Raw genomic sequence first — 24374 nt, 5'->3', positions numbered from 1 at the left:
CGCCCGGTTACATTCCGAACCCGGAAGCTAAGCCTCACAGCGCCGATGGTACTGCAGGGGGGACCCTGTGGGAGAGTAGGACGCCGCCGAACAATCATTCACGAAGAACCCCCGCCGGGATATCCGGCGGGGGTTCTTCGCGTTGGGGGCGGAGCGGCGGAGTCCGTCGGAGCGCCGTACGACCGCGCCGGCCCTCCGGGGCAATTCCGGTGACACCGCGGGCGCCGTACCGGGAGACTGCTGACCGACGGACCTGTACGGGCAGCCGGCGGGCGAAGAGGGGCGAAGAGTGGCACTGGTGAAGAAGGGCTCCCGGCGCATCGTCGTCGACGGCGTCGAGTACCGCTGGCGGGTGAGCCGGAGGCACTGGTGCTGCGACTACGAGGGCAGCACCCTGGGCTACGTCGTGGAGGACACGGCGCGTCCCGGTACGACGCTCGTCGTGGAGACCGGTCGGCCTTCCGCCTCGGTACCGGACACGGCGCGGGGGGAGGTCGTCCTGCCGGGTGAGGTCGCCGCGGGCATCCGGGCGGCGCGGTCGAACGGCTGGACGCCCGGCTCGAGCGGTTCGCCGTTCAAGCTGCACCTCTCCGCCGCCTGACCCCGGGTGTCCGCCCCCGGGGCACTGCCGGAGGCGGGCGCGGGCAGGCGGTCAGACGGGCGGTCAGAGCCGTCCGGCCGCCTTAAGGGCGAGGTAGGTGTCGGCGAGGGCCGGGGCGAGCTGGGCGGGAGGGGCGTCGAGGACGGTCACGCCGAGGCGGGTGAGGCGCTCGGCGGTGGCGCGGCGGTCGGCGCGGGTCTGTTCCGCGGCGGCGGCGCCGTAGACGGCCTCCAGGGTGCCGCGGCCCGCGGCGAGGACTTCCAGCCGGGGGTCGGCGACGGAGGCCAGGACGACCTCGTGGCGCTTGGTGAGCAGCGGCAGCAGCGGGCGAAGGCCGTCCTCGACGGGGGCCGCGTCGAGGCCGGTGAGGAGGACGACGAGCGAGCGGTGGGGGGCCATCCGCAGGGCGGTGGAGACCAGCGCGCGCATGTCGGTGTCGTGGAGGTCTGGTTCCAGGGCGGCCATCGTGTTGGTGAACGCCTGGAGGACCTCGCTGGGCGGGGCGCCGGCCACCGCGGCGCGCTTGCGGGCGTCGTGGGCGAGCAGGTCGACCCGGTCGCCGGCGCGGGTGGCGAGGGCGGTGAGGAGCAGCGCGGCGTCGAGCGCGGCGTCCAGGCGGGGGGCGTCGCCGACGCGGCCGGCGGAGGTGCGGCCGGTGTCGAGGACGACGAGGATGTGCCGGTCGCGTTCGGGGCGCCAGGTGCGGACGGCGACGGTGTTGCGCCGGGCACTGGCCCGCCAGTCGATGGAGCGGACGTCGTCGCCGGGCAGGTACTCGCGCAGGGAGTCGAACTCGGTGCCCTGGCCGCGGGTCAGGACGGAGGTGCGGCCGTCGAGTTCGCGCAGCCTGGCGAGCCGGGAGGGCAGGTGCTTGCGGCTGGCGAACGGGGGCAGGGCGCGGACCGTCCAGGGCAGGTCGTGCGAGCCCTGGCGCCCCGCCAGGCCGAGCGGACCGAGGGAACGGACCGTCACCCGGTGCGCGTGGTGGTCGCCGCGGCGGGTCGGGGCGAGGACGGTGACGGCCCGGCGCCGTTCGCCGCCGGGAACGAGCAGGGTGTGCCGGGACGCCGCCACGGCGGTGCCGGGCTGCCAGGCGGAGGGGCCCCAGGCGTCGCGGATCCGGGCCCTGAGGGGGCGTCCGGACGGGTTGGTGACGGTCAGTTCGACGCGGGCGGACTCGCCGAGCCGGACGGTGGTGTCGCCGCCCCGGCCGAGCCGGAGGCTGCGGACGGGGGCGGCGAGCACCAGGTCGACGAGGGCGGCGAGCAGGACCGTGCCGCTGGCCAGGCCGATCCCGGCCCAGGAGGGCAGCACCAGGCCCACGAGGACCGCGCCGAGGGCGGCGAGCAGGGCGGTTCGCCCGGTGAGGGCCATGCGGTGCGCTCCTTCCGGAACGGGCGGTTCAGCGGGGGACGGGCGTCTGGGCGAGGACGGCCTGGATGACGGAGTCGGCGGTGACGCCCTCCATCTCGGCCTCGGCGCGCAGTGCGACGCGGTGGCGCAGGGTGGGCAGGGCGAGCGCCTTGACGTCGTCCGGGGTGACGTAGTCGCGTCCGGCGAGCCAGGCCCAGGCGCGCGAGGCGCGGAGCAGGGCGGTGGCGCCGCGCGGCGAGACGCCCATGGACAGCGAGGGCGACTGCCGGGTGGCCCGGCAGAGGTCGACGATGTAGGCGAGGACCTCGGGGGAGACGGTCAGTTCGGCGATCTGCCAGCGGGCGGCGGCCAGGTGCTCGGGCCCGGCGACGGCGCGGACGCCGGCCGCGGCGAGGTCGCGGGGGTCGAATCCGGCGGCGTGCCGGGAGAGCACCTGGAACTCCTGGTCGCGGTCGGGCAGCGGCAGGACCAGCTTGAGCAGGAAACGGTCGAGCTGGGCCTCGGGCAGGGGGTAGGTGCCCTCGTACTCGACCGGGTTCTGGGTGGCGGCGACCAGGAACGGGACGGGCAGCGCGCGGGGCTCGCCGTCGACGGTGACCTGGTGCTCCTCCATGGCCTCCAGCAGGGCGGCCTGGGTCTTGGGCGGGGTGCGGTTGATCTCGTCGGCGAGCAGCAGGTTGGTGAAGACCGGGCCGGGCTGGAAGGAGAACTCGGCGGTGCGGGCGTCGTAGACGAGGGAGCCGGTGACGTCGCCGGGCATCAGGTCGGGGGTGAACTGGATGCGCTTGGTGTCCAGGCTGAGCGCGGTGGACAGGGCGCGCACCAGCAGGGTCTTGGCGACGCCGGGGACGCCCTCCAGCAGCACGTGGCCGCCGCACAGCAGGGCGACGACGAGACCGGTGACGGCGGCGTCCTGGCCGACCACGGCCTTGCCGATCTCGGCGCGCAGGGCGGTCAGCGCCTGGCGGGGGTCGGTGGCGGTGCCGGGGGTGCCCGGGGTGGCAGCCGCCGCGCCGGGGGTGCTGGTGGGGGTGGCGGTGGCCTGTTCGGTCACGGGTTCCGTACCTGCCTTTCGAGGGCGTCGAGGTCGTCGGCGAGCCGCAGCAGTGCGGCGTCGTCGGTCGGGGGCGGGCCGTAGAGGAGGGCCCGGACGTCCCCGGCGGGTCGTTCGGGGAGGCGGTCGGCCACCGCGGCGCAGAGCGCCTCGGGGTCGGGTGCGCCGGCCCGCGGCGGCACGCCGAGGGCCGGGGCGATGCGGTGGGCGGCGGCCCGGCGCAGGGCCTCGGCGGCGCGGCCGTGGGCCCTGGCCCGGCGGTAGAGCCGGGCGCGGCCCTCGGTGGTCTCGGCGGCGCGGACCACCACGGGCAGGTTCTCGCTGATCACCGGGCCGAGGCGGCGGCCGCGCCAGAGGGCGGCCAGGACGGCGGCCACGGCGAGCTGGTAGCCGGCCCAGCGCCAGCCGTCCGGGATGTAGTCGCCGAAGGTCCGGTTCCGGGTGCCCTCGGCGAGCGGCGCGGTGTAGTCGGGCAGGTGCCAGGTCAGGTGGGGCCGGGAGCCGAGCAGCCCGAGGGCGAGGGCGGCGTTGCCGTCCTCGGCGAGCTCGCCGTTCTGCAGGAAGTCGCCGGTGCCGAGCACGATGACCTCGCCGCCCGGGGCGGGGGCGCTGACCAGCGGGTAGCCGTGGCCGCGCGGGTAGCAGCCCTGACCGCGGCTGCCGCTGGTGTAGAGCATGCCGCCGATCCCGGCGCTGCCGGCCCGGACGGCCTCGGTGAGCGGGCACCGGGCGGGGGTGCTGCGGACGGTGGCGTAGGGCGGGCCGCCGTCCTCCTCGGAGGGGCGGATGCCGGGGGCCAGGGCGCTGAGGGCGGCCGGTCCGGGGGCGACGAGCACCAGCCGCTCGTGCCGGGCGCCGGCGACGGCCCGCAGTTCGGCCGGGGTGAGCAGGTCGGGTTCGGGCAGGACGAGGGTGTCGGGCCCGGTGGGGCGCAGGGTCGGGTCGGTGCTGATCGTGGTCCGTAGGCCCTGCTGCTCGAGCAGGGCGAGGACGGCGTGGGTGCCGTCGCTGTCGTAGGAGCGCGGGTCGAGCGGCGGGTAGCGGCGGTCCTGGCCGAGCGCGGCCACCGCAGTGGCGCCGATCAGCAGGACGGCGAGGGCGGCCAGGTACCAGCGGGCCCGGCGCCACAGGCCCCGCCCGGTGGGGGCGAGGCTGCTCGGGGCAGTCCCGCCGGGGGCGCGGCGGGCGGTCCCGGCCTCGGCGGGAGGCGCGGGGGCGGTGCTGGTCATGCCGCTCCTTCCGGGGCCGTGTCGAGATCCGGCCGGGCACGTTCCAGGGCCCGGTCGAGGTCGCTCAGCAGCTGGTAGGCGGCCTGGTCGGCGGTGCGCTCGCCGTAGGCGATGTCGTCGAAGGTGCGGGCGGCGCCGGCCAGCGCGGCGGCGTGCCGGGGCAGTGCCCGGCCGGCCTCGGCGGCGGCCTCGTCGGCGGTGCGGCCGGGGCGGGCGTCGAGCAGGGTGCGCTCCTCCAGGCCCCGGACGAGGGCGCGCATCCGGGCGCGGACGGCCTCGGCCCACTGCCCGGCGGCGGCGTGCCGTTCGGCGTCGGCCCGGTACTGGGCGGCGCGGCGCGGGCCCTCGTCGCCGTAGACGTCCAGGACGGTGCGGGCCGCGCGGCGGGGTGCGCCCAGGCGCCACCAGAGTGCGGCGCCGATCAGGACGGCGACGACCAGGAAGAGCACCAGGCCGGTGGTGCCGCTGGTGCCGGTGCCGGAGATGCCGTCCAGCGCTCCGGTGATGTGGTCGTTGAGCCAGCTCATGACCCGTTCCAGGACGCTCGGGTCGTGCTTGTGGTACTCCGCGTCGAGCAGTTCGTCGCGGGCGGCGTCGCGCGCCGGGTCCCGCGGCACGGTGACCGGGGCGCCGCCCGCGACGAGGAGCCCGTCCCCCCAGGTAGGCATCCGCGTCAGCGCCTCGCCGGGCCGGGGCCGGCCCGGTCGCCCCGGCCGGCGCCGTCGGGCTCGGCGAGGCCGGCGGCGCGGGCCAGTTCGATGTCGAGGGCCTCGCGGCGGATCCGCTGGTCGACGTAGATCAGCACGTTCAGGGCGGCCAGGAAGGGGATGGTGAGGGTGGCCGCGATGATGCCGGCGACGGCGGTGGTGACCAGCATGGCGGCCGGCTGGTGGGCGATGCTGTTGAGGTCGACCTGGCGGTCGACGTCGTCGAAGCCGAGGACGAGCCCGAGGAAGCGGAACGGGACGGCGATGACCATCGCCACGATGAAGGACAGCACCTCGCCGAGCAGCGTGACGCCGAAGATCCGCCACCAGGAGCCGCGGACCAGGCGCCGGGAGCGGGACAGCGCGGTGACCACGCCCTGCTTCTCCAGCATCAGGGCGGGGGCGGCCAGGCTGAACCGGATCCACAGCCAGGCGGCGACCGGGAGGGTCAGGAAGCCGACGAGGAACAGCAGTGCCTCGGTGGCGGGCTCGCCGGAGCCGCCGGATCGGTAGAAGTACCAGGGACTGAACCCGAGCAGCACCACGCCGCCGGACATCAGGCCGGTGAGCACGGTCAGTCCGAGCAGCTGCAGCACCCGGGGACGGGCGTCGCGCCAGGCGTCCCCGGCGGTCGCGGACCGGCCGAGGACGGCGCGGCTGACGACCACGGTGAGCAGGGAGACGGCGATCACGCTGCCCAGCACCCGAAGCGGCAGGGTGGCCAGCAGGATCACCACCTGGGTGGCCGGTCCGGTCCTGCCCGTGACCAGCTGGCCGGCGGCGACGACCCCGGCCTGCTGGATCACGGCGATGCCGAGCGCGAGCGGGAGCGCCGTCCGCCAGTGCCTGCGGATGGTGGCGACGGAGCCGTCGAGGAGTTCGCCGACGCCGAGCGGGCGCAGCGGGATGACGCCGGGCTTGGGGCTCTGCGGGGCTCCCCAGCCGTACGGGTGGGGGCCGCCGCCCCCGGCGGGCCGGCCGCCGGTCAGGGCGGGCGGGGCGTTCCACCGGGGTGCGGGGTGGCCCTGCGGGGGTGCCGACGGCCCGGGCACGGCGGCGGGCGCGTCGGCCGGCGGCCGGGCGTCGCCGCGGGGCGGCTCGGACGAGCCGGGCGAGGCCCAGCCCGGAGTGTCGGTCATCACTGCTCCTCGGAGGGCGTCACGGGCGCGGTTCCGGGCGGATCTTTCGCCCGCGCGCAGCGCCCATCGTGCCATGGGGCCAGGACGGGCCCCAGGGGCAGCCGCTCGATGATCGGCAAGCCGGGCCCCGTGGTGGGCGGGTGGTGGGCCGCGGAGGGTGCGGAGGTACTCCGGTGCGGGTCATTCGTCCGGTATGGCCGGAAATGGACGCCCGGCGAGTTGGCCGTTGTGGAGCATTGGCACTGCTGTGCGGCAGGTCACAATCCGGTAATGAGAGGATGGACGCATGAAGGGACGCGTCCTCGTCGTTGATGACGACTCCGCACTGGCCGAGATGCTCGGCATCGTGCTGCGTGGTGAGGGTTTTGAGCCGTTTTTCGTCGCGGATGGGGACAAGGCGCTAGCCGCGTTCCGGGAGACCAAGCCCGACCTGGTCCTGCTGGACCTCATGCTGCCCGGCCGGGACGGCATCGACGTCTGCCGGCAGATCCGGGCGGAGTCCGGGATCCCGATCGTCATGCTGACCGCGAAGACCGACACGGTCGACGTCGTGGTGGGCCTGGAGTCGGGTGCCGACGACTACGTCACCAAGCCGTTCAAGCCCAAGGAGCTGGTGGCCCGGGTGCGCGCCCGGTTGCGCCGCGCCGAGGAGCCCACCCCCGAGCAGCTGACCATCGGCGACCTCGTGATCGACGTGGCCGGCCACTCGGTCAAGCGGGACGGCCGGGGCATCCCGCTGACCCCGCTGGAGTTCGACCTGCTGGTCGCGCTCGCCCGCAAGCCCTGGCAGGTGTTCACCCGCGAGGTGCTGCTGGAGCAGGTCTGGGGCTACCGCCACGCGGCGGACACCCGCCTGGTCAACGTCCACGTGCAGCGCCTGCGGTCGAAGATCGAGAAGGACCCGGAGCGCCCCGAGATCGTGGTGACCGTCCGCGGCGTCGGCTACAAGGCCGGACCCAGCTGACGTGACGCACCAGGCTGACGAAGCCCCGTCGGGTACCGCGACCGACGGGGCCGACTCCGTTCGCGGGTCCGTGCTGAGCTCGACCACCCGCAAGCGCCGCCGCGCGGCCGCGTACGCGTTGCTGACCCGGCAGCTGCGCCGCCCCACGCGCCGGGTGACCGCCCTCTACCGGCGGTCGATCCAGTTGCGCGTGGTCGCGGTCTCCCTGCTGGCCTCCATCGCGGTCGTCCTGGTGCTCGGCGTGGTCGTGGTGGCGCAGGTGCGCACCGGGCTGCTCGACACCAAGATGGCGGCCGCCCGCGAGCAGGCCAGGATCGGCTTCCAGGCCGAGCAGAAGAAGATCGACGAGGCGAAGGACCAGCGGGTGCGGGTCGGCGCCACCGCCGACCCCACCACCGAGGAGACCGGCACCTGGCTGCTGCGCCAGGTCAACGACCTGGCCGCGAGCGGGCAGACCGTCTACTCGGTGATCGCGATGGCCCCCGGCACCGACGCGATCGTCCCGGAGACCGGCTTCGCGCCCCGCTACTCGGGCGACATCCTGCCCAGCAGCGTCCCGGACACCCTGCGCGACAAGGTGTACACCGAGGCCGGCCAGATGTACGACCAGCCGACCCGGATCCAGCGGGCCGACGACCGGACCGAGCCCGGGCTGGCCCTCGGCATGCAGTTCAGCGGCCCGGCCGGCAACAGCTACCAGATGTTCTACGTGTTCTCCTTCGGCCAGGAGACGGACACCCTGAACCTGATCACCGGCACCCTGGCGACCGCCGGCGTGTTCGTGGTGATCCTCATGGGCGGCATCGCCTGGGTCGTGGTGCGCCAGGTGGTCACCCCGGTGCGGATGGCCGCCGGCATCTCCGAGCGGCTCGCCGACGGGCACCTCGAGGAGCGGATGAAGGTCACCGGCACGGACGACATCGCCCGCCTCGGGGAGTCGTTCAACCGGATGGCCAACGCCCTGCAGGCGCAGATCCGCCAGCTGGAGGAGCTGTCCCGGGTGCAGCGGCGCTTCGTCTCCGACGTCTCGCACGAGCTGCGCACCCCGCTGACCACCGTCCGGATGGCCGCCGACCTCATCTACGACAGCCGCGAGGACCTGGACCCGATGGCGGCCCGCTCGGCGGAGCTGCTGCAGGGCCAGCTGGACCGCTTCGAGTCGCTGCTGGCCGACCTGCTGGAGATCAGCCGGTTCGACGCCGGCGCCGCGATCCTGGACGCCGAACCGGTCGACCTGCGCGAGATCGTCGGCCGGGTGGTCGAGGCCGCCGAACCGCTCGCCGAGGCGAAGGGCAGCGCCGTGGTGATCCGCGGCGACGGCGAGCCCGTGCTCGCGGAGGTCGACTCCCGCCGGATCGAGCGCATCCTGCGCAACCTGGTGGTCAACGCGCTGGAGCACGGCGAGGGCCGCGACGTGGTGGTCCGGCTGGGCTCGGCCGACGGCGCGGTCGCGGTCGGCGTGCGCGACTACGGCATCGGCCTCAAGCCCGGCGAGGCGTCCCGGGTGTTCCACCGCTTCTGGCGGGCCGACCCGTCCCGGGTGCGGACCACCGGCGGCACCGGCCTCGGCCTGTCCATCGCGGTCGAGGACGCGCACCTGCACGGCGGCTGGCTGCAGGCCTGGGGCGAGCCCGGCGGCGGATCGCACTTCCGGCTCACCCTGCCCCGCACCCGCGGCGGCGAGATCAGCCGGGCGCCGTTCCGGCTGGAGCCGGAGGACTCCCGCAACAACCGCGGACTGGGCGCCTACGGCACGCCGTACCGGCGGGCGATCAGCCCGTCCGGTGCGACCGCGCTGACCGTCGCCGAGGAGCAGGCGGAGACGCCGGAGGGGCCGGTCAACGGCTTCGGCAGCGGGCTCGGCGGGGTGCTGAACATCGGCCCCGGCCTGGGCCAGAGCCGGCTGCCCGTGGGCCCGCGCGCGGACCCCTCGGACGTGCGGACGGCGGGGGCCGGGTACGGTGCCACCGGCGCCCAGGTGATGGTGGACCCGACGCCGGGACGGCCGTCGGTGGCACAGCGGACGGCGGAGCCGGACGTGACGGGCGGGACGGACCTGGAGGGGTCGCAGCGTGCGAAGGACGAGCAGCGGGACTGAGCCGCGCTTCACGGCGGTGGCCGGCATGGTGCTCGGCGCCCTGCTGGCGAGCGGCTGCGCGGCGATGCCGGACTCCGGCGGCATCTCCAAGGTGGAGCTGTCCCAGGGGGCGGCGGACCGGAACCTGCAGGCCAGGGTCTACCCGGTGGCGCCCGCCAAGGGCGCCAAACCGCGCGCCCTGCTGACCGGCTTCCTGGACGCGGTGACCGCCGACGAGGGCTACGAGACCGCGCGCAAGTACCTCACCGAGGAGGCCGCGGCGACCTGGAACCCGGACGCCGGGATCCAGGTGCTCGCCGCCGCCACCCCGAACCTGCCGTCCGGGCAGGACGTCACCGACACGGACACCATGGTCTCCGCCTCGGTGACCGGCCAGGTGATCGCCAGGATCGACGAGAAGCAGTCCTACGTCCTGGTGGACGGTCAGCGCGACATCTCGTCCGACTTCACCTTCGTCCGGCAGAAGGACGGCGAGTGGCGGATCGACAAGCTGCCGGCCGGCGTGATCATGAACGAGACCAACTTCCGGAACAGCTACCGCCAGGTCGACCGGTTCTTCTACACCTCCCCGGACCCGTCCGCGGTGTCCGCCGGCAAGGCCGACCAGGAGGTGCTGATCGCCGACCCGATCTACCTGCGGCGCCGAATAGACCCGCTGACCATGGCCGCGAAGGCCCTGGTCGCCGGGCCCTCGAACTGGCTCGCGCCGGTCGCCCGGACCGCCTTCCCGAGCGGCGCCCGCGTCGACCGGGTGACCGTCGACGACAGCCGGGTCGCCCACGTCCAGCTCGGCGGGGCCGACACCACCGACGGGGTGGCCTGCCGCCGGATGGCGACCCAGCTCTTCTACACCCTGGCCGACCAGGGCAAGGGGCAGGTCGAGCGGCTGGAGCTGAAGGGGCAGCGCGGCAGCTGCGCCGTCTCCCGCAGCGACGTGCAGGGCACCGGGCCCGGCGCCCTGGCCGGGCCGCCGCCCGCGCAGCAGTACTACCAGCGCGCCGACAACGGCGTCCTGATGGTCACCGAGGAACAGCGCAACGGGGACCCGGTGCGCGGCGTCCTCGGCAAGCCGCAGCCGGCCGGCAAGCCCGCGCTCGGCACCGTCGCGGTCAACCGGGACGGCTCCTGGGCCGCCGCGATCAGCGGCGACGGCCACCAGCTCTACTCGGTGCCGCTCTCCGACAACGCGGTGGCGCTGCCCGAACCGGTGCTCGGTACGCCGGTGCGGACCGCCGACAAGGAGGACGGGCTGGCCTCGCCCAGCTGGGACGGCCGCGGCGACCTCTGGGTGGTGGACCGCAACCCGCAGGCGCCGCGGGTGGTGATGGTCCGCGGCAACAAGGCCTACCCCGTGCCGGTCGAGAAGCTGGACGGGCAGACCGTGCAGGCGATGAAGATCTCCTCGGACGGCGCCCGGGTGGCGCTGGTGGTCAAGACCGCCGGTGTGCCCAGCCGTTCGCTGATGTTCGGCCTGGTGGTGCACGGCGGGACCCCGGAGGCCCCCACCGCGAAGATCGTCGGGCTGCGCCGCGCCGCGCCCTCGCTCACCGACGTCGTCTCGGTCTCCTGGGCGGAGGCGGACCAGCTGCTCGTACTCGGCAAGGAGGCCGACCGGATCCAGCAGCTGCACTACATCAGCACCGACGGCTCGCAGAGCACCGACGGCCCGCTCCCGGGCGCCGACAGCATGCTCACCGTCTCGGCCTCCGAGTCCCGCTGGAGCGCGCTGGCGCAGGCGCCGCCGGTGCTCGCGGTGGCGGTGGGGAAGATCTACCGTCTGATCGGCAATCAGTGGCGGGAGGTCCCGCTCACCGACAAGGCGGGGTCCTTCTTCTACCCGGGCTGACCCGGGCTGACCCGGGCTCACCCGGGTCGATCCCCTCGGCAGTCTCGATCCGCTCCGCCCGGCCCCCGTGGCCGGGCGGCGGCGGTTCCGGGGCCGCTCAGCCGGCCCGGCGCGGGCCGGCCGTTCCCGCTGCTCCTGCCGTTCCCGCCGTTCCCGTTGCTCCCGCCGCGGCGACCGCGGCGCCGGCCCGGGCCGGCAGCCCGGCGTCGGCCAGCGCCCGGGCCGCCTCGGCCAGGCTGGCACCGGTGGTCACCAGGTCGTCCACCAGGACGGGTTGACGGCCCGCCATGGCCCGGCCGGCGCGCGGCAGCACCGTCAGCGCACCGTGCAGGTTGCGGCGGCGCTCGGCCGCGCCCAGCCCCGCCTGGTCGGCGACCGGGCGCGCGTGCCGCAGCAGCGGCTCGGCCCGGACGTCCAGGCCGGCCCGGCGCAGCGAGCGGGCGGCGGCCCCGGCCAGCCGCAGCGTCGGGTCGTGGCCGCGGGCGCGGACGGCGGCCCGGGTCGAGGGCATCGGGACCAGCAGCAGCGGCGCGGCGCCGGCCCGCGGACCCAGCGAGGAGCGCACGGCCCGGCCGAGCGCCTCGCCGAGCGGCCCGGCCAGCCGCAGCGCGCCGCGCTCCTTGTGCGCGAGCAGCAGCTGTCGGACCGGGTCGGCGTACGGGGCGGCGGCGTGCACCCAGGGCAGCGGGGTGGGGCCGGGGAGGGCGGTGGCCAGCGCGAGCCGGCAGACCGGGCAGAGCTGGCTCCGTTCGGCGCCGCAGCCCGCGCAGCGGGCCGGCAGCAGGACGTCCAGCAGCCCGGCCAGTGCGTGGCCGAACGGCCCTTGGGCGGGGCGCGGACGGGTGGGTGCGGGGGTGGTCGGCACGGCTGCTCCTGGCGGCGGCAGGCACGAAGAGTGAGCAAAGGATGCGCCGTACGGGGGGTGTTGTCCAGGTATTCACCCATGCTTCACTCGCAGGAGGGTAGAGAGGGTGGAACAGCTTGACCGCCCTGCCCGCAGTACGGGGTGATACCCGTGTCCTCACCTGGGGAGGCGAAAACCCCGTGTGAGGTGTTCGATAAGCCCACAGGGGGTTTCAACCGTCCCTGGTGGGGAGGAAGTGAGGTGAGGGCCAGTCGTTTCCGTCGCTGGCGGCGGGGGCGGGGGGCCGGCAGTGGATGGGCTGGTCCAGCTGGGTCTCAGCCCGGTCCGGTAGCACCCGGATCGGCGTCAGCACGAGGGATCGGAGTTCTGCGTGGACATCGTCGTCAAGGGCCGCAAGACCGAGGTGCCCAAGAGGTTCCGCGAGCACGTGGCCGAGAAGCTGGAGAAGGTCCAGAAGTTCGACGGCAAGGTGATCAGCCTCGACGTCGAGGTGTCCAAGGAGCACAACCCGCGGCAGGCCGACCGGTCCGAGCGGGTGGAGATCACTCTCCGTACCCGTGGGCCGGTGATCCGGGCCGAAGCCGCCGCCGGGGACCCGTACGCGGCGCTCGACCTGGCCTCGGCGAAGCTCGACGCACAGCTGCGCAAGTCGGCTGACCGGCGTCGGGTGCACAAGGGCGGCAACGGCCGCACCCCCATCAGCGTCGCCGAGGCGACCGCGCCGCTGGCCGCGCTGCCGCTGACGGCCACGCCGGAGAGCGAGACCAACGGCGCCGTCCGCAAGACCATGATGGGATCCCTGGAGGTCGAGGGCGAAGGCCCGCTGGTGGTCCGGGAGAAGACCCACCCGGCCGCCCCCATGGCGCTGGACCAGGCGCTCTACGAGATGGAGCTGGTCGGCCACGACTTCTACCTCTTCGTGGAGAAGGACAGCGGCCTGCCGAGCGTCGTCTACCGCCGCCACGGCTACCACTACGGTGTCATCCACCTGCAGACCGACTCGTCGGCCGGCTCGGGTAGTGGAGCGGGCGGGGCGATCGGGGCGAACGGCGACGAGGACTGACCGTCCGAGCAGTGATGGAGAGGTGACCCCGGTGGCTCCGGCCGCCGGGGTCACCGGCGTTCCGGGCCAGGTCGGCTCGAACCGCGCTCGAGGAGCGGCCCGGGGGGTCACCCGATGCGGAGCGATCGGCGCCGGAGGGTGACCGCGGCGGCTGCGGGGCGTGGAATGATTGGCGCACGACGACCCGCGAAGGGGGAGGAGCGGATGGGGGATCACTTCGGGCTGGGGCCCGCCAGGGGGCCTGCCGCCGGACTGTCACCGGGGCCGGAGGAGGAACCCGCGTACGCGCCGCGCCGGGGTGAGCCGATCCGCGTGCTGGTGGTGGACGACCACGCGCTGTTCCGGCGGGGGCTGGAGATCGTGCTCGCGGAGGAGCCGGACATCAAGGTCGTCGGCGAGGCGGGGGACGGCGCCGAGGCCGTGCTGAAGGCCGCCGATCTGCTGCCCGACATCATCCTGATGGACGTGCGGATGCCGCGGCGCAGCGGGATCGAGGCCTGCACTGCGATCAAGGACGTGGCGCCCAGCACCAAGATCATCATGCTGACGATAAGCGACGAGGAGGCCGACCTCTACGAGGCGATCAAGGCCGGAGCCACCGGCTACCTGCTGAAGGAGATCTCCACCGACGAGGTCGCCACCGCGATCCGGGCGGTCGCCGACGGGCAGTCCCAGATCAGCCCCTCGATGGCCTCCAAGCTGCTCACCGAGTTCAAGTCGATGATCCAGCGCCGCTCCGACGACCGGGACCTGGTGCCCGCACCCCGGCTCACCGACCGGGAGTTGGAGGTGCTGAAGCTGGTGGCGACCGGGATGAACAACCGGGAGATCGCCAAGGAGCTGTTCATCAGCGAGAACACCGTGAAGAACCACGTGCGCAACATCCTGGAGAAGCTCCAACTGCACTCCAGGATGGAGGCCGTGGTGTACGCGATGCGCGAGAAGATCCTCGAAATAGGGTGACCGGGGCGGCGCCCGGGCCTCAGGCCGCCAGGAGCTTCTCCAGGGCCGGGCGCAGCCGCTCGTCGTTCAGGGCCTCGACCCGGACGGCGTCGCATCCCACCCAGGCCGCCGCCTCGCGCAGGGCGGTGGCCAGGGCGTCCAGGTGCCGGGCGGAGTCCAGCGAGAGCTGACGGGCCACCAGGGTCCGGCCCTCGCGGGCCGGGTCCACCCGGCCGACCAGCCGGCCCCCGGCCAGCAGCGGCATGGCGAAGTAGCCGTGCACCCGCTTGTGCTTGGGGGTGTAGGCCTCCAGCCGGTGCGTCATGCCGAAGATCCGCTCGGTGCGCGCGCGGTCCCAGACCAGCGAGTCGAACGGCGAGAGCAGCGTGGTGCGGTGGCGGCCGCGCGGGGCGCCGGCCAGCGCGGCCGGATCGGCCCAGGCCGCCGCCGGCGCACCCCCGGGGCCCCAGCCGGCCACCTCGACCGGGACCAGCCCGCAGTCGCCGAGCACGCCGTCCAACTCCTCGGCGCGCAGTCGGTGGTAGTCCAGCAGGTCGGCCCGGGTGGCCACGCCGAGTGCGGCCCCGGCCTGGGCGACCAGGGTCCGCACGCACTCCGCGTCGTCGGGCTCCTGGCCGAACAGCGCGTCGGGGACGGCCTGTTCGGCCAGCGCGTAGACGCGCTTCCAGCTCCGGCGCTCGGTGCAGGCCACGTCGCCGAAGGCCAGGGCGCGCTCGACCGCGATCTTGGTGTCGGACCAGTCCCACCACTCGGCCGTCCGCTTGGCGCCGCCCAGCTCGGTGGAGGTCAACGGCCCCTCGGCGCGCAGCTTGTCGAGCACGTGCCGGTACGTCTCGGGGGTGACTTGGTGGCCCCAGAGGTGGCCGCGCTCGCGGTAGCGGCGGCGCCGGAAGGCGAACAGCGGCCACTCCTCGACCGGCAGGATGCAGGCGGCGTGCGACCAGTACTCGAAACTCGTGCCGGCACCCCAGTAGGCCGCCTCGACGGCCGGGCGGCCGACCGCGCCGAGCCGGGCGTACGGCACCAGCTCGTGCGAGCGGGCCAGCACCGAGATGGTGTCCAGCTGGACAGCGCCCAGGTGCCGGAGCACGCCGCGCACCCCGCCCCGGCGGTCCGGTGCGCCGAGCAGGCCCTGGGCCCGCAGGGCGATCCGGCGGGCGTCGTCGGCGCTGAGGACGGTGACGGGCGGGCCGGCGGGGGCGCCGGCGGCAGGCAGGGCGGTCATGTCCGCGAGGGTAGTCGCGGGCACCGACAACCGGGTGCCGGCCGGGGGCGGGGTGCGGGGTCCGGGTGCGGCCCGGGGCCCGGGTGGGCGGCCGGCGCCGGGTGCGGTGGTACCGGGCTCAGACCCGGCGGTCGGCCGGCCCCGCGGCGTCGAGGAGGCCCGGGACGTCCGGGAGGTCGGAGGCGAGCAGCGAGGCGACCCAGGCGTCTCGGAAGGTGCCGCGCTGCTCGGCGTACGAGCGCAGGGTGCCCTCGAAGCGGTAGCCGACCCGCTCGGCGACCGCGCGGGACGCCTCGTTGCCGACGTAGGCCTGCCACTCGAGGCGGCGCAGGCCGAGCTCGAGCAGCCCGTGCCGGGCGACGGCGCGGGCGGCCTCGACGGTGTAGCCGCGCCCGCGGAACTCCTTCACCGCCCACCAGCCGACCTCGGCGGAGCCCCGGTCGCCGGGGCGCAGGACCAGCCCCTGGGTGCCGACCAGGGCGCCGGACGCGCGCTCGAACACGCACCAGATCAGGTTCCCGCCGGTGCGCCGGCCCTCGGCGGCGAGGTCGTGGACGAAGTACTCCGCGTCCTCCCGGCGGTACGGGCTGGGCACCACCGTCCAGCGCTGGATCTCCTCGTCCTGGCAGGCGGCGTGGACCGCGTTCACGTCCGAGGCCTGCGGGGGCCGCAGCAGGAGGCGGTCGGTGGTGAGGGAGGCGGGGTCGCCGCCGGGGCCTTCGACGTCTTCTTCCATGCCGGGATTATTCCGACGGAAGGGGAATTCGGTCATCCGAATATGCGGCCAACTCCCGGGTGGGCTGACCGGTTTGCCCCGGTGGGCGGTGCTATCGGTCCAACTGCTCGGGCGGGTGACACGGGAATAGCGTGCTGACGCACCTCCCGGGGCATTGGACTCCTCGCATACGATGGCCCGTGCGGTGGGGTGGACCCGCCGTGCAGTCGTCCAGTGCCAATACAGGCAAGGAGCCCGCTCAAGTGTCCGTCTTCGACAAGATCCTGCGCGCCGGCGAAGGCAAGATCCTTCGCAAGCTGCAGCGGATTGCTGCCCAGGTCAACTCCATCGAAGAGGACTTCGTCAACCTCACCGACGCCGAGCTCCGCGCGCTGACCGACGAGTACAAGCAGCGGCTCGCCGACGGCGAGACCCTGGACGACATCCTCCCCGAGGCCTTCGCCACCGTCCGCGAGGCGGCCAAGCGCGTCCTGGGCCAGCGGCACTACGACGTCCAGCTGATGGGCGGCGCCGCCCTGCACCACGGCTACGTCGCCGAGATGCGCACCGGCGAGGGCAAGACCCTCGTCGGCACCCTGCCCGCGTACCTGAACGCGCTCACGGGCAAGGGCGTCCACCTGATCACGGTCAACGACTACCTCGCCGAGCGCGACTCGGAGTGGATGGGCCGGGTGCACCGCTTCCTGGGCCTCGAAGTCGGCGTGATCCTGGCGAACATGACGCCCGCCGAGCGCAAGCAGCAGTACGCGATGGACATCACGTACGGCACCAACAACGAGTTCGGCTTCGACTACCTGCGCGACAACATGGCCTGGTCGAAGGACGAACTCGTCCAGCGCGGCCACAACTTCGCCGTCGTCGACGAGGTCGACTCGATCCTCATCGACGAGGCCCGCACCCCGCTGATCATCTCCGGCCCGGCGGACCAGGCGACCAAGTGGTACGCCGACTTCGCCAAGCTGGTGCTGCGCCTGAAGGTCGACCGCGACTACGAGGTCGACGAGAAGAAGCGCACCGTCGGCATCCTGGAGGAGGGCGTCAGCCGGGTCGAGGACTACCTGGGCATCGACAACCTCTACGAGTCGGTGAACACCCCGCTGGTCGGCTTCCTGAACAACGCCATCAAGGCGAAGGAGCTGTACAAGGCGGACAAGGACTACGTCGTGATGAACGGCGAAGTCATGATCGTCGACGAGCACACCGGCCGCATCCTGGCCGGCCGCCGCTACAACGAGGGCATGCACCAGGCGATCGAGGCCAAGGAGGGGGTGGAGGTCCAGAACGAGAACCAGACGCTGGCCACCATCACCCTGCAGAACTTCTTCCGCCTGTACGACAAGCTCGCGGGCATGACCGGTACCGGCACCACCGAGGCCGCCGAGTTCCACCAGATCTACAAGCTCGGCGTCGTCCCGATCCCGACCAACAAGAACCCGCTGCGCATCGACCAGCCCGACCTGATCTACAAGTCGGAGCCGGCCAAGTTCGCCGCCGTGGTCGAGGACATCGCCGAGAAGCACGAGAAGGGCCAGCCGGTGCTGGTCGGCACCGTGTCGGTCGAGAAGTCCGAGTACCTGTCGCAGGAGCTGCGCAAGCGCGGCATCCCGCACGAGGTGCTGAACGCCAAGCACCACGAGCGCGAGGCGCAGATCGTCGCCCAGGCCGGTCGCAAGGGCGCCGTCACCGTCGCCACCAACATGGCCGGCCGCGGTACCGACATCATGCTCGGCGGCAACGCCGACCACCTCGCCGCCGCCGAGCTGGCGCAGCGCGGGCTGACCCCGACGGACACCCCGGAGGAGTACGAGGCCGCCTTCCCGGCCGCGCTGGAGAAGGCCAAGGCCTCGGTCAAGGCCGAGCAGGACGAGGTCAAGGAGGCCGGTGGCCTCTACGTCCTCGGCACCGAGCGGCACGAGTCCCGCCGGATCGACAACCAGCTGCGCGGCCGCTCCGGCCGTCAGGGCGACCCGGGCGAGTCCCGCTTCTACCTGTCGCTGGGCGACGACCTGATGCGCCTGTTCAAGGCCGGCATGGTCGAGCGCGTGCTGTCGATGGCCAACGTCCCCGAGGACGTGCCGATCGAGTCGAAGATGGTCACCCGGGCGATCGCCTCCGCGCAGACCCAGGTCGAGCAGCAGAACTTCGAGATCCGCAAGAACGTCCTCAAGTACGACGAGGTGCTGAACCGCCAGCGCGAGGTCATCTACGGCGAGCGCCGCCGCGTGCTGGAGGGCGAGGACCTGCAGGAGCAGGTCGGCCACTTCATGGACGACACCGTCGCGGCCTACGTCAAGGCGGCCACCGGCGAGGGCTTCGAGGACGACTGGGACCTGGAGAAGCTCTGGTCCGCGCTCAAGCAGCTCTACCCCGTCACCCTGGACCTGGAGGAGCTCGAGGAGGAGGCCGGCGGCACCGCCGGGCTGACCCCGGAGTTCCTGACCAGGGCCATCCAGGAGGACGTCCAGGCGCAGTACGGCGCCCGCGAGGACCAGCTCGGCGAGGAGATCATGCGCGAGCTGGAGCGCCGGGTCGTGCTGTCCGTGCTGGACCGCCGCTGGCGCGAGCACCTCTACGAGATGGACTACCTCCAGGAGGGCATCGGCCTGCGGGCCATGGCGCAGCGCGACCCGCTGATCGAGTACCAGCGCGAGGGCTTCGACATGTTCACCGCGATGATGGAGGGCATCAAGGAGGAGTCCGTCGGCTACCTGTTCAACCTGGAGGTCCAGGTCGAGCAGCAGGTCGAGGAGGTCCCGGTCGAGGACGCCGCGGTGATGCTCGACAAGCTGGAGAAGGACGCCGCCCGCCCGGAGATCAAGGCCAAGGGCCTGGAGGCCCCGAAGCCGCAGCGGCTGCACTACACGGCCCCCTCGGACGAGGTCGGCGGCGGGGTCATCGAGGGCGACTTCGAGGACCTGGCGCCGGAGGACGAGGGCGACGGGCTGACCCGCGCCGAGCGCCGCAAGGCCGCCAAGTCGGCCAAGGGCCGCCGCCGCAAGGCCTGATCGACCCGCAGGACGCCGCACAGGGCGCCGCTCCCGGACGGGGGCGGCGCCCTGCGCCGTCCGCCGCCGGGCCGCGCCGGTGTCCGGGCCGGGGCCCGTGTTCTCGCGCGCGGCCGGGGCCACGGAGGCCCGGCTCACCGGGCCTCCACGGCGGTGCACTGCCACTGCCCGGCCTGCCCGCGCTGCTCCAGCCGGAAGGCCACCATGTGGTGCCGCCGGCCGAGGTCGACCCGAACGCAGGCCTCCACGGCGTCCGGCGCGGGGGACCGGTCGTGCACCGGGCCGAGCCGGGGCCGGTCGGCGGCGCCGCCGCGGCGCAGCGCGCCGATCCGGACCAGGGACGCGAGCTGCCCGTAGCCGTCCAGGCTGGTGTGCCGCATCAGCTGGCCGGCGGGCCGGGCGCCGGTGAGCACCTCGACGAGCTGGTGGGCGAACCGGGAGGCGAGCGCGCGGGGGTCGTGGCCGCCGGGGCCGGGGCAGTCCGTGCGGGGGTGGCGGGGCCGGCGTCCGGCGGGGTGGTGGTCGTGGGCGGCCGGGTGGCTCCCGCGCGGGGCTGCGTGCCGGGCCCGGGTGGCGGGGTGCTGGGCGGCGGGGTGCTGCGTGGCCGGGTGCTGGGCGAGCGGGTGGGCGGCGGCGCCGTGCGGTCGGCGGTGCGGGCGGGGGCTCAGCGGTGCGGTCACGGTCGGCTCCTCGGTCGGGTGGTGCGGGTACGGAGGGTTCTAGTGGCCCCGTGCGTGGGGCGGCAAGGGCTTTCGCGGCCATCCGGGGACCAGTCGGAAAGTTCACCTATCCGGGTGAATCGGGCAGTGCGGTGACGGGCCCGCGACCAGGCCCCGGGGCGCCCGGTTGACGTGCGGGAACGGTGCCTGCGGTCCGAAAGGGGACGCTCCGCCGCGCCGGACCGGGTGATGCCGCGCCGCCGCCCCCGTTGCGCCGCCCGGCCGCCCGCGCGCACCATCGGAGCCTGACCGGGAACCGCGGGGAGCGGGCGAGCCGCCCCCACGACGACGGGCGGACGCGATGACGACACGGGTGGCGGTGCCGTCCCCGGCGGCCGCGGGCACCTCCCCGCCTGCCGGGGACGCCCCCCGGCGCGGCCTGGTGCTGGGCGGCGGCGGGATGCTCGGCGCGGCCTGGACGATCGGTGCGCTGTGCGCCGTCGAGGAGGCCACCGGTCGGCGCCCGGGCGACGCCGACCTGCTGCTCGGCACCTCCGCGGGCGCGATCCTCGGCGCGCTGCTGGCCGGCGGGGTCGGCCCCGAGCAGCTGCGCGACCACCAGCGCGGCCTGCCGGTCACCGAGGGCCCGCTGGCCGGGGTGGCCTTCGACTACGAGACCTCCGTCGGCGGTGCGCTGCCGCCGCGACCGCGGCCCGGCATCGGCTCGCCCGGCCTGCTGCGGGACGCCGTCCGGCACCCGCGCGAGTACCCGCTGCTGACCATGGTGTCCGCGATGGCGCCGCACGGCCGCGGTTCGCTGACCCCGGTCGGCGAGCTGGTGCGCGGTCTGCTCGGCCCCGGCGGCTGGCCGCCGCCCGGCGAGGGCGGCGGCGCCAGGGTCCCGGCGCTGAGGGTGGCCGCGGTGGACTACCGCAGCGGCCACCGGGTGGTCTTCGGCGACCCGGACGCCCCGGCGGTCGCGGTCGCCGACGCGGTGATGGCCTCCTGCGCGATCCCCGGCTGGTTCGCGCCGGTGCGGCTGAACGGCTCGGCGTACGTGGACGGCGGCTGCTGGTCCGCCACCAACGCCGACCTGCTGCTCGGCCGGGGCCTGGACGAGGTCTACGTGCTCGCCCCGATGGCCCTGCGGCTGGGCCCGCCCGACGGCGGTCCGGCCGGCGCCGACCCCGCGCACCCGGTCGACGGGGCCGGGCGCGGCACCCTCGCCGCACTGCGCGAGTGGCGCGCCCGGGACCGTCCGCGCGGCGTCCTGGCCCAGCTGGTCAGCCGCTACCGCCGCGCCGTCACCCGGCAGCTGCTGCGCGAGGCCGCGCTGCTGCGGGCCGAGGGCGTGCGGGTGCGACTGCTCGCGCCGACCCTGGCCGACCTCGCCGTGATGGGCCCGAACATGATGGACCCGGCCCGCCGCGACCCCGTCCTGGAGAGCGCCCTGAGGACCAGCCGGGAGGCCCTGCGGGCCACCCGCTGAGCCGGGCCGGGGTGATCACGGGGGGCCGTGCGGCGCTTATTCTTGGGGCGCTGCACGTAGTGCCGCTGGACGAACCCCCGCCGGACGGACCCGGCAGGACGAACCCAGGCAGGACGAACCCCCGCAGGACGAACCGGAGAGTGCCACCGATGCGCGTGTACGTGCCCACCACCCTGACCGGCCTGGCGGCGGCGCACCCCGGTGGTGCCCTGGAGCCGTCCGCGGCCTACGCCGTGACGCCCGCGCTGCGCGAGTGGTACGTCAGCGACGACCTGGAGGAGCTGGAGTACGCGGCGCTGAACCGGGCCGCCCAGTCCTCCCTGCGCCTGCTGGCCGCCGACCCGGACGCCCCGCGCCGCCGGGTCGTGGTGGCGCTGGACGTCGCGGACTCGGCGGTCCGGCCCTTCCCGGGCGACGAGTACCAGGACCAGGCCTCGCTCGGCCGGGTGGTGCTGGCCGGCCCGCTGCCGCTGGCGAAGGCGGCGGCGGTGCACGCGGACGTCGCCGACGACGAGGTGGTCGAGGACGTCGCGGCGGCGGTGGCGGCGGTGTCCGCGGCCGACGCGGGCGACCAGGACGCCCAGTTCACCGTGGACGGCGCGGAGGACCACGACCTGCTCTGGTTCGCGACCCAGGAGATCCCGTCCCTGCTGGCCTGAGGTGAGCCGGGCCCTACCGGTCCGCCGGTGATCGGAGTTACCGTTCCCGGCGTGCGCACACACATCGTTTGGGACTGGAACGGCACGCTCTTCCACGACATGGAGGCGGTGCTCGGCGCGAGCAACGCCGCGTTCGCGACCATCGGCGTGGGGCCGATGACCCTGCAGGAGTACCGCGAGCAGTACGAGATCCCGATCCCCCGCTTCTACCAGCGGCTGCTCGGCCGGCTGCCCTCGGCGGAGGAGTGGCTGCTGCTCGACGACGCCTTCCACGCCCGCTACCACGAGCTGCGCCAGGAGTGCGGGCTGACCGAGGGCGCCCGCGAGCTGCTGGACGGCTGGGGGGAGGCCGGGCACAGCCAGTCGCTGCTGTCCATGTACGAGCACGAGAAGCTGCTGCCGCTGGTCGACACCTTCGGCCTCACCACCCGCTTCCTGCGGGTGGACGGCCGCAGCGGCCCGTCCGGCGGCCAGAAGGCCGAGCAGCTGGCCCGGCACCTGGCCGCGCTGGGCGAGCAGGTGGACCCGGCCCGGACGGTGCTGATCGGCGACGCCGCGGACGACGCCCTGGCGGCGCTGAGCGCTGGCGCGCACGCGGTGCTCTACACCGGCGGCTCGCACACCCGGGAGAAGCTGGAGCCGGTCGGCGTGCCGGTGGTGGACACCCTGGCCGAGGCGGTCGAGCTGGCCGGGCGGCTGGGGCAGGGCTGACGGGCGCGCCCCGGCCCCGCTCGACGGGCGGGGGCCGGCGCCCGTCGCGACGGCGGACGTGGCGGGCGCCACGTCCGCCGTCCGCGTGTCTGAACGGGCGGATCGCGCGGCGGCTGGTCAGGCTGGACTGACACCGGAGCAGTCAGCAGGACGGAGCCGCCATGCCCATCGACGCAGTCACCCAGGTACCGGACCCGGTCAACGAGCCCGTGCTGGGGTACGCGCCGGGCAGCCCGGAGCGGGACCGGCTGGTCCGCCGGCTGGACGAGCTGGCGGCCGAGCCCGTCCCGCTGCCGATGACCATCGGCGGCGAGCAGCGCTTCGGCTCCGGCGAGCGGATCGACGTCGTCCAGCCGCACCACCACGCGGCCCGGCTGGGGGTGCTCGGCAACGCCACCCGGGAGGACGCGCGGGCGGCGGTGGACGCGGCGCTCGCGGCCGGCTGGCAGTGGCGCTCGCTCTCCTTCGACGACCGGGCCGCGGTCTTCCTGCGGGCCGCCGAGCTGCTGGCGGGCCCCTGGCGGGAGACCCTCAACGCGGCCACCATGCTCGGCCAGTCCAAGACCGTGCAGCAGGCCGAGATCGACTCGGCCTGCGAGCTGATCGACTTCTGGCGGTTCAACGTGCACTTCGCGCGGCAGGTCCTGGCCGATCAGCCGGTCTCCTCGCCGGGCGTCTGGAACCGGGTCGACCACCGCCCGCTGGAGGGCTTCGTCTACGCCGTCACCCCGTTCAACTTCACCGCGATCGCAGGCAATCTGCCGACCGCGCCCGCGCTGATGGGCAACACCGTGGTCTGGAAGCCCGCGCCGACCCAGACCCTGGCCGCGCACCACCTGATGCGGCTGCTGGAGGCGGCCGGCCTGCCGCCCGGCGTGATCAACCTGGTCACCGGGGACGGCCTCCAGGTCTCCCCGGTCGCGCTCGCCGACCCGGCGCTCGCCGGGCTGCACTTCACCGGCTCCACGGCGACCTTCCAGTCGCTCTGGCAGACCATCGGCGCCAACATCGGCGGCTACCGGACGTACCCGCGGATCGTCGGCGAGACCGGCGGCAAGGACTTCCTGCTGGCGCACCGCTCGGCCGACCCGGAGATCCTGCGGACCGCGCTGATCCGCGGCGCCTTCGAGTACCAGGGCCAGAAGTGCTCGGCGCTCTCCCGCGCGTACCTGCCGCGCAGCCTCTGGCAGCGGATCAAGGACGAGCTGCTCGCCGAGGTGGACGCGCTCACGGTGGGCGACGTCACCGACCTCTCGAACTTCATGGGCGCCCTGATCGACCGGCGGGCCTTCGAGCGGAACCGGGAGGCCATCGAGCGGGCCAAGGCCGACCCGACGGTCGAGCTGGCGGCCGGCGGCCAGTACGACGACGCGATCGGCTGGTTCGTCCGGCCGACCGTGCTGGTCTCCTCCGACCACCGCAACGAGATGTTCCGGACGGAGTACTTCGGTCCGATCCTGGCCGTCCACGTGTACGAGGACTCCCGCTGGGACGACGTGCTGGGCCGGGTGGACGCCGGGGCCCCGTACGGGCTGACCGGTTCGGTGATCGCCCAGGACCGCTACGCGGTGGCCCAGGCGGTGGAGGCCCTGCGGTTCGCCGCCGGGAACTTCTACATCAACGACAAGCCGACCGGCGCGGTGGTCGGCCAGCAGCCCTTCGGAGGGGGCCGGGCCTCCGGGACGAACGACAAGGCGGGCGCCGTCCAGAACCTCCAGCGGTGGACCTCGGCCCGGGCGATCAAGGAGACCTTCGTCCCGCCCGTCCGGTACGGATACCCCCACATGGGCTGAGAGTGAACAAGGGGTTCCGGTTTGGACATGGTGTCCAGGACGGACCGATCATCCTGCAGGTTTGCGCCTCCCTGTCCCTGTGCACCTTCGATTGATCCGGTTAGGCTGGCTGGCGTCGTCGGGTGGCTTCGCAAGACGAATCGTCCTACCCACTGCGAAGGTGTTTCATGCGCGCCATGGGGCCTTTTCAGTCG

Annotated in this window: 20 protein-coding genes and 1 rRNA gene; 12 read left to right on the top strand and 9 right to left on the bottom strand. The window is 74.3% G+C overall.

Annotated elements, in window-relative coordinates; genetic code table 11:
- Both rrf and ACIRS1_RS18445 read left to right on the top strand, forming a co-directional pair.
- A 5S ribosomal RNA gene (gene rrf, locus ACIRS1_RS18450) occupies window positions 1-92 on the top strand; the annotation flags it as partial.
- A gap of 197 nt (window positions 93-289) precedes the next feature.
- The gene (locus ACIRS1_RS18445) at window positions 290-601 is read left to right on the top strand and encodes a hypothetical protein (protein WP_402840786.1); all 312 of its coding nucleotides are present in this window, start codon (window positions 290-292) and stop codon (window positions 599-601) included.
- 63 nt (window positions 602-664) lie between these two features.
- On the opposite strand, the gene ACIRS1_RS18440 is transcribed toward ACIRS1_RS18445, so the two are convergent.
- The 5 genes from ACIRS1_RS18440 to ACIRS1_RS18420 all read right to left on the bottom strand — a co-directional run bounded on the left by ACIRS1_RS18440 (window position 665) and on the right by ACIRS1_RS18420 (window position 6104).
- Window positions 665-1975 (bottom strand): DUF58 domain-containing protein, encoded by a 1311-nt coding sequence (locus tag ACIRS1_RS18440; RefSeq protein ID WP_402840784.1) that lies wholly within the window; start codon window positions 1973-1975, stop codon window positions 665-667.
- Between the two features lie 28 nt (window positions 1976-2003).
- Window positions 2004-2933 carry an AAA family ATPase gene (locus tag ACIRS1_RS18435; protein ID WP_402840798.1) on the bottom strand — a complete coding sequence of 310 codons (930 nt, stop codon included), beginning with the start codon at window positions 2931-2933 and terminating at the stop codon, window positions 2004-2006.
- A gap of 92 nt (window positions 2934-3025) precedes the next feature.
- Window positions 3026-4258 carry a DUF4350 domain-containing protein gene (locus ACIRS1_RS18430; protein ID WP_402840781.1) on the bottom strand — a complete coding sequence of 411 codons (1233 nt, stop codon included), beginning with the start codon at window positions 4256-4258 and terminating at the stop codon, window positions 3026-3028.
- Window positions 4255-4926, bottom strand: a complete 672-nt coding sequence (locus ACIRS1_RS18425; RefSeq protein ID WP_402840778.1) for a DUF4129 domain-containing protein — start codon at window positions 4924-4926, stop codon at window positions 4255-4257. Before ACIRS1_RS18425 ends, ACIRS1_RS18430 begins: the two co-directional genes overlap by 4 nt.
- Window positions 4927-4931: 5 nt before the next feature.
- The gene (locus ACIRS1_RS18420) at window positions 4932-6104 is read right to left on the bottom strand and encodes a hypothetical protein (RefSeq protein ID WP_387901576.1); all 1173 of its coding nucleotides are present in this window, start codon (window positions 6102-6104) and stop codon (window positions 4932-4934) included.
- A 286-nt stretch (window positions 6105-6390) separates the two neighbouring features.
- Between ACIRS1_RS18420 and mtrA the strand changes: the two genes are divergently transcribed.
- From mtrA to ACIRS1_RS18405, 3 genes are all read left to right on the top strand, one after another.
- Complete coding sequence (gene mtrA / locus ACIRS1_RS18415) at window positions 6391-7068, top strand: MtrAB system response regulator MtrA (RefSeq protein WP_030061806.1); 678 nt, start codon at window positions 6391-6393, stop codon at window positions 7066-7068.
- Window positions 7069-7138: 70 nt separating this feature from the next.
- Entirely contained in the window at window positions 7139-9166 is a 2028-nt protein-coding gene (gene mtrB / locus ACIRS1_RS18410) for an MtrAB system histidine kinase MtrB (protein WP_396317443.1), read from the top strand.
- Window positions 9141-11012 carry an LpqB family beta-propeller domain-containing protein gene (locus ACIRS1_RS18405; RefSeq protein WP_402840774.1) on the top strand — a complete coding sequence of 624 codons (1872 nt, stop codon included), beginning with the start codon at window positions 9141-9143 and terminating at the stop codon, window positions 11010-11012. Before mtrB ends, ACIRS1_RS18405 begins: the two co-directional genes overlap by 26 nt.
- Before the next feature lie 97 nt (window positions 11013-11109).
- Here the strand turns inward: ACIRS1_RS18405 and ACIRS1_RS18400 are convergent, their stop codons facing one another.
- Window positions 11110-11877 (bottom strand): ComF family protein, encoded by a 768-nt coding sequence (locus ACIRS1_RS18400; RefSeq protein ID WP_402840771.1) that lies wholly within the window; start codon window positions 11875-11877, stop codon window positions 11110-11112.
- A gap of 370 nt (window positions 11878-12247) precedes the next feature.
- Here ACIRS1_RS18400 and hpf point away from each other — a divergent pair, with 370 nt between their 5' ends.
- Both hpf and ACIRS1_RS18390 read left to right on the top strand, forming a co-directional pair.
- Entirely contained in the window at window positions 12248-12940 is a 693-nt protein-coding gene (hpf, locus tag ACIRS1_RS18395; RefSeq protein ID WP_360218110.1) for a ribosome hibernation-promoting factor, HPF/YfiA family, read from the top strand.
- A 204-nt stretch (window positions 12941-13144) separates the two neighbouring features.
- On the top strand, window positions 13145-13903 hold the full coding sequence (locus ACIRS1_RS18390; protein WP_402840767.1) for a response regulator: 759 nt from the start codon (window positions 13145-13147) through the stop codon (window positions 13901-13903).
- 19 nt (window positions 13904-13922) lie between these two features.
- On the opposite strand, the gene ACIRS1_RS18385 is transcribed toward ACIRS1_RS18390, so the two are convergent.
- Together ACIRS1_RS18385 and ACIRS1_RS18380 are read right to left on the bottom strand one after the other, a co-directional pair.
- A complete protein-coding gene (locus ACIRS1_RS18385; protein ID WP_402840765.1) occupies window positions 13923-15128 on the bottom strand; it encodes a winged helix-turn-helix domain-containing protein in 1206 nt (401 codons plus the stop codon).
- A gap of 118 nt (window positions 15129-15246) precedes the next feature.
- On the bottom strand, window positions 15247-15864 hold the full coding sequence (locus ACIRS1_RS18380; RefSeq protein ID WP_402840763.1) for a GNAT family N-acetyltransferase: 618 nt from the start codon (window positions 15862-15864) through the stop codon (window positions 15247-15249).
- Window positions 15865-16106: 242 nt separating this feature from the next.
- On the opposite strand from ACIRS1_RS18380, the gene secA reads away from it, so the two are divergent.
- The gene (gene secA / locus ACIRS1_RS18375) at window positions 16107-18869 is read left to right on the top strand and encodes a preprotein translocase subunit SecA (protein WP_402840760.1); all 2763 of its coding nucleotides are present in this window, start codon (window positions 16107-16109) and stop codon (window positions 18867-18869) included.
- A gap of 134 nt (window positions 18870-19003) precedes the next feature.
- Here secA and ACIRS1_RS18370 read toward each other — a convergent pair whose 3' ends face one another.
- Window positions 19004-19549: an Rv3235 family protein gene (locus ACIRS1_RS18370; RefSeq protein ID WP_402840757.1), complete on the bottom strand. Its 546-nt coding sequence runs from the start codon at window positions 19547-19549 to the stop codon at window positions 19004-19006.
- 340 nt (window positions 19550-19889) lie between these two features.
- Here ACIRS1_RS18370 and ACIRS1_RS18365 point away from each other — a divergent pair, with 340 nt between their 5' ends.
- The 4 genes from ACIRS1_RS18365 (at window position 19890) to pruA (ending at window position 24180) form a co-directional block, all read left to right on the top strand.
- Window positions 19890-21017, top strand: a complete 1128-nt coding sequence (locus ACIRS1_RS18365) for a patatin-like phospholipase family protein (protein WP_402840755.1) — start codon at window positions 19890-19892, stop codon at window positions 21015-21017.
- A gap of 149 nt (window positions 21018-21166) precedes the next feature.
- Window positions 21167-21676: a DUF6912 family protein gene (locus ACIRS1_RS18360; RefSeq protein ID WP_360218089.1), complete on the top strand. Its 510-nt coding sequence runs from the start codon at window positions 21167-21169 to the stop codon at window positions 21674-21676.
- A 51-nt stretch (window positions 21677-21727) separates the two neighbouring features.
- Window positions 21728-22387 (top strand): HAD family hydrolase, encoded by a 660-nt coding sequence (locus tag ACIRS1_RS18355; RefSeq protein WP_360218086.1) that lies wholly within the window; start codon window positions 21728-21730, stop codon window positions 22385-22387.
- Window positions 22388-22554: 167 nt separating this feature from the next.
- Complete coding sequence (pruA, locus tag ACIRS1_RS18350) at window positions 22555-24180, top strand: L-glutamate gamma-semialdehyde dehydrogenase (RefSeq protein ID WP_402840795.1); 1626 nt, start codon at window positions 22555-22557, stop codon at window positions 24178-24180.
- Window positions 24181-24374 lie beyond the last annotated feature (194 nt).

Source organism: Kitasatospora sp. NPDC101176 (assembly GCF_044768035.1).
Classification (GTDB): Bacteria; Actinomycetota; Actinomycetes; order Streptomycetales; family Streptomycetaceae; genus Kitasatospora.
This window is presented reverse-complemented; position numbering and strand designations above follow the sequence as displayed.

Excerpts from the sequence above, each read along its gene's own strand:
- ACIRS1_RS18440 (WP_402840784.1), bottom strand. The coding sequence starts at position 1,975 with ATGGCCCTCACCGGGCGAACCGCCCTGCTCGCCGCCCTCGGCGCGGTC.
- ACIRS1_RS18430 (WP_402840781.1), bottom strand. The coding sequence starts at position 4,258 with ATGACCAGCACCGCCCCCGCGCCTCCCGCCGAGGCCGGGACCGCCCGC.
- ACIRS1_RS18425 (WP_402840778.1), bottom strand. The coding sequence starts at position 4,926 with ATGCCTACCTGGGGGGACGGGCTCCTCGTCGCGGGCGGCGCCCCGGTC.
- ACIRS1_RS18420 (WP_387901576.1), bottom strand. The coding sequence starts at position 6,104 with ATGACCGACACTCCGGGCTGGGCCTCGCCCGGCTCGTCCGAGCCGCCC.
- mtrA (WP_030061806.1), top strand. The coding sequence starts at position 6,391 with ATGAAGGGACGCGTCCTCGTCGTTGATGACGACTCCGCACTGGCCGAG.
- ACIRS1_RS18390 (WP_402840767.1), top strand. The coding sequence starts at position 13,145 with ATGGGGGATCACTTCGGGCTGGGGCCCGCCAGGGGGCCTGCCGCCGGA.
- ACIRS1_RS18385 (WP_402840765.1), bottom strand. The coding sequence starts at position 15,128 with ATGACCGCCCTGCCTGCCGCCGGCGCCCCCGCCGGCCCGCCCGTCACC.
- ACIRS1_RS18380 (WP_402840763.1), bottom strand. The coding sequence starts at position 15,864 with ATGGAAGAAGACGTCGAAGGCCCCGGCGGCGACCCCGCCTCCCTCACC.
- ACIRS1_RS18365 (WP_402840755.1), top strand. The coding sequence starts at position 19,890 with ATGACGACACGGGTGGCGGTGCCGTCCCCGGCGGCCGCGGGCACCTCC.
- ACIRS1_RS18360 (WP_360218089.1), top strand. The coding sequence starts at position 21,167 with ATGCGCGTGTACGTGCCCACCACCCTGACCGGCCTGGCGGCGGCGCAC.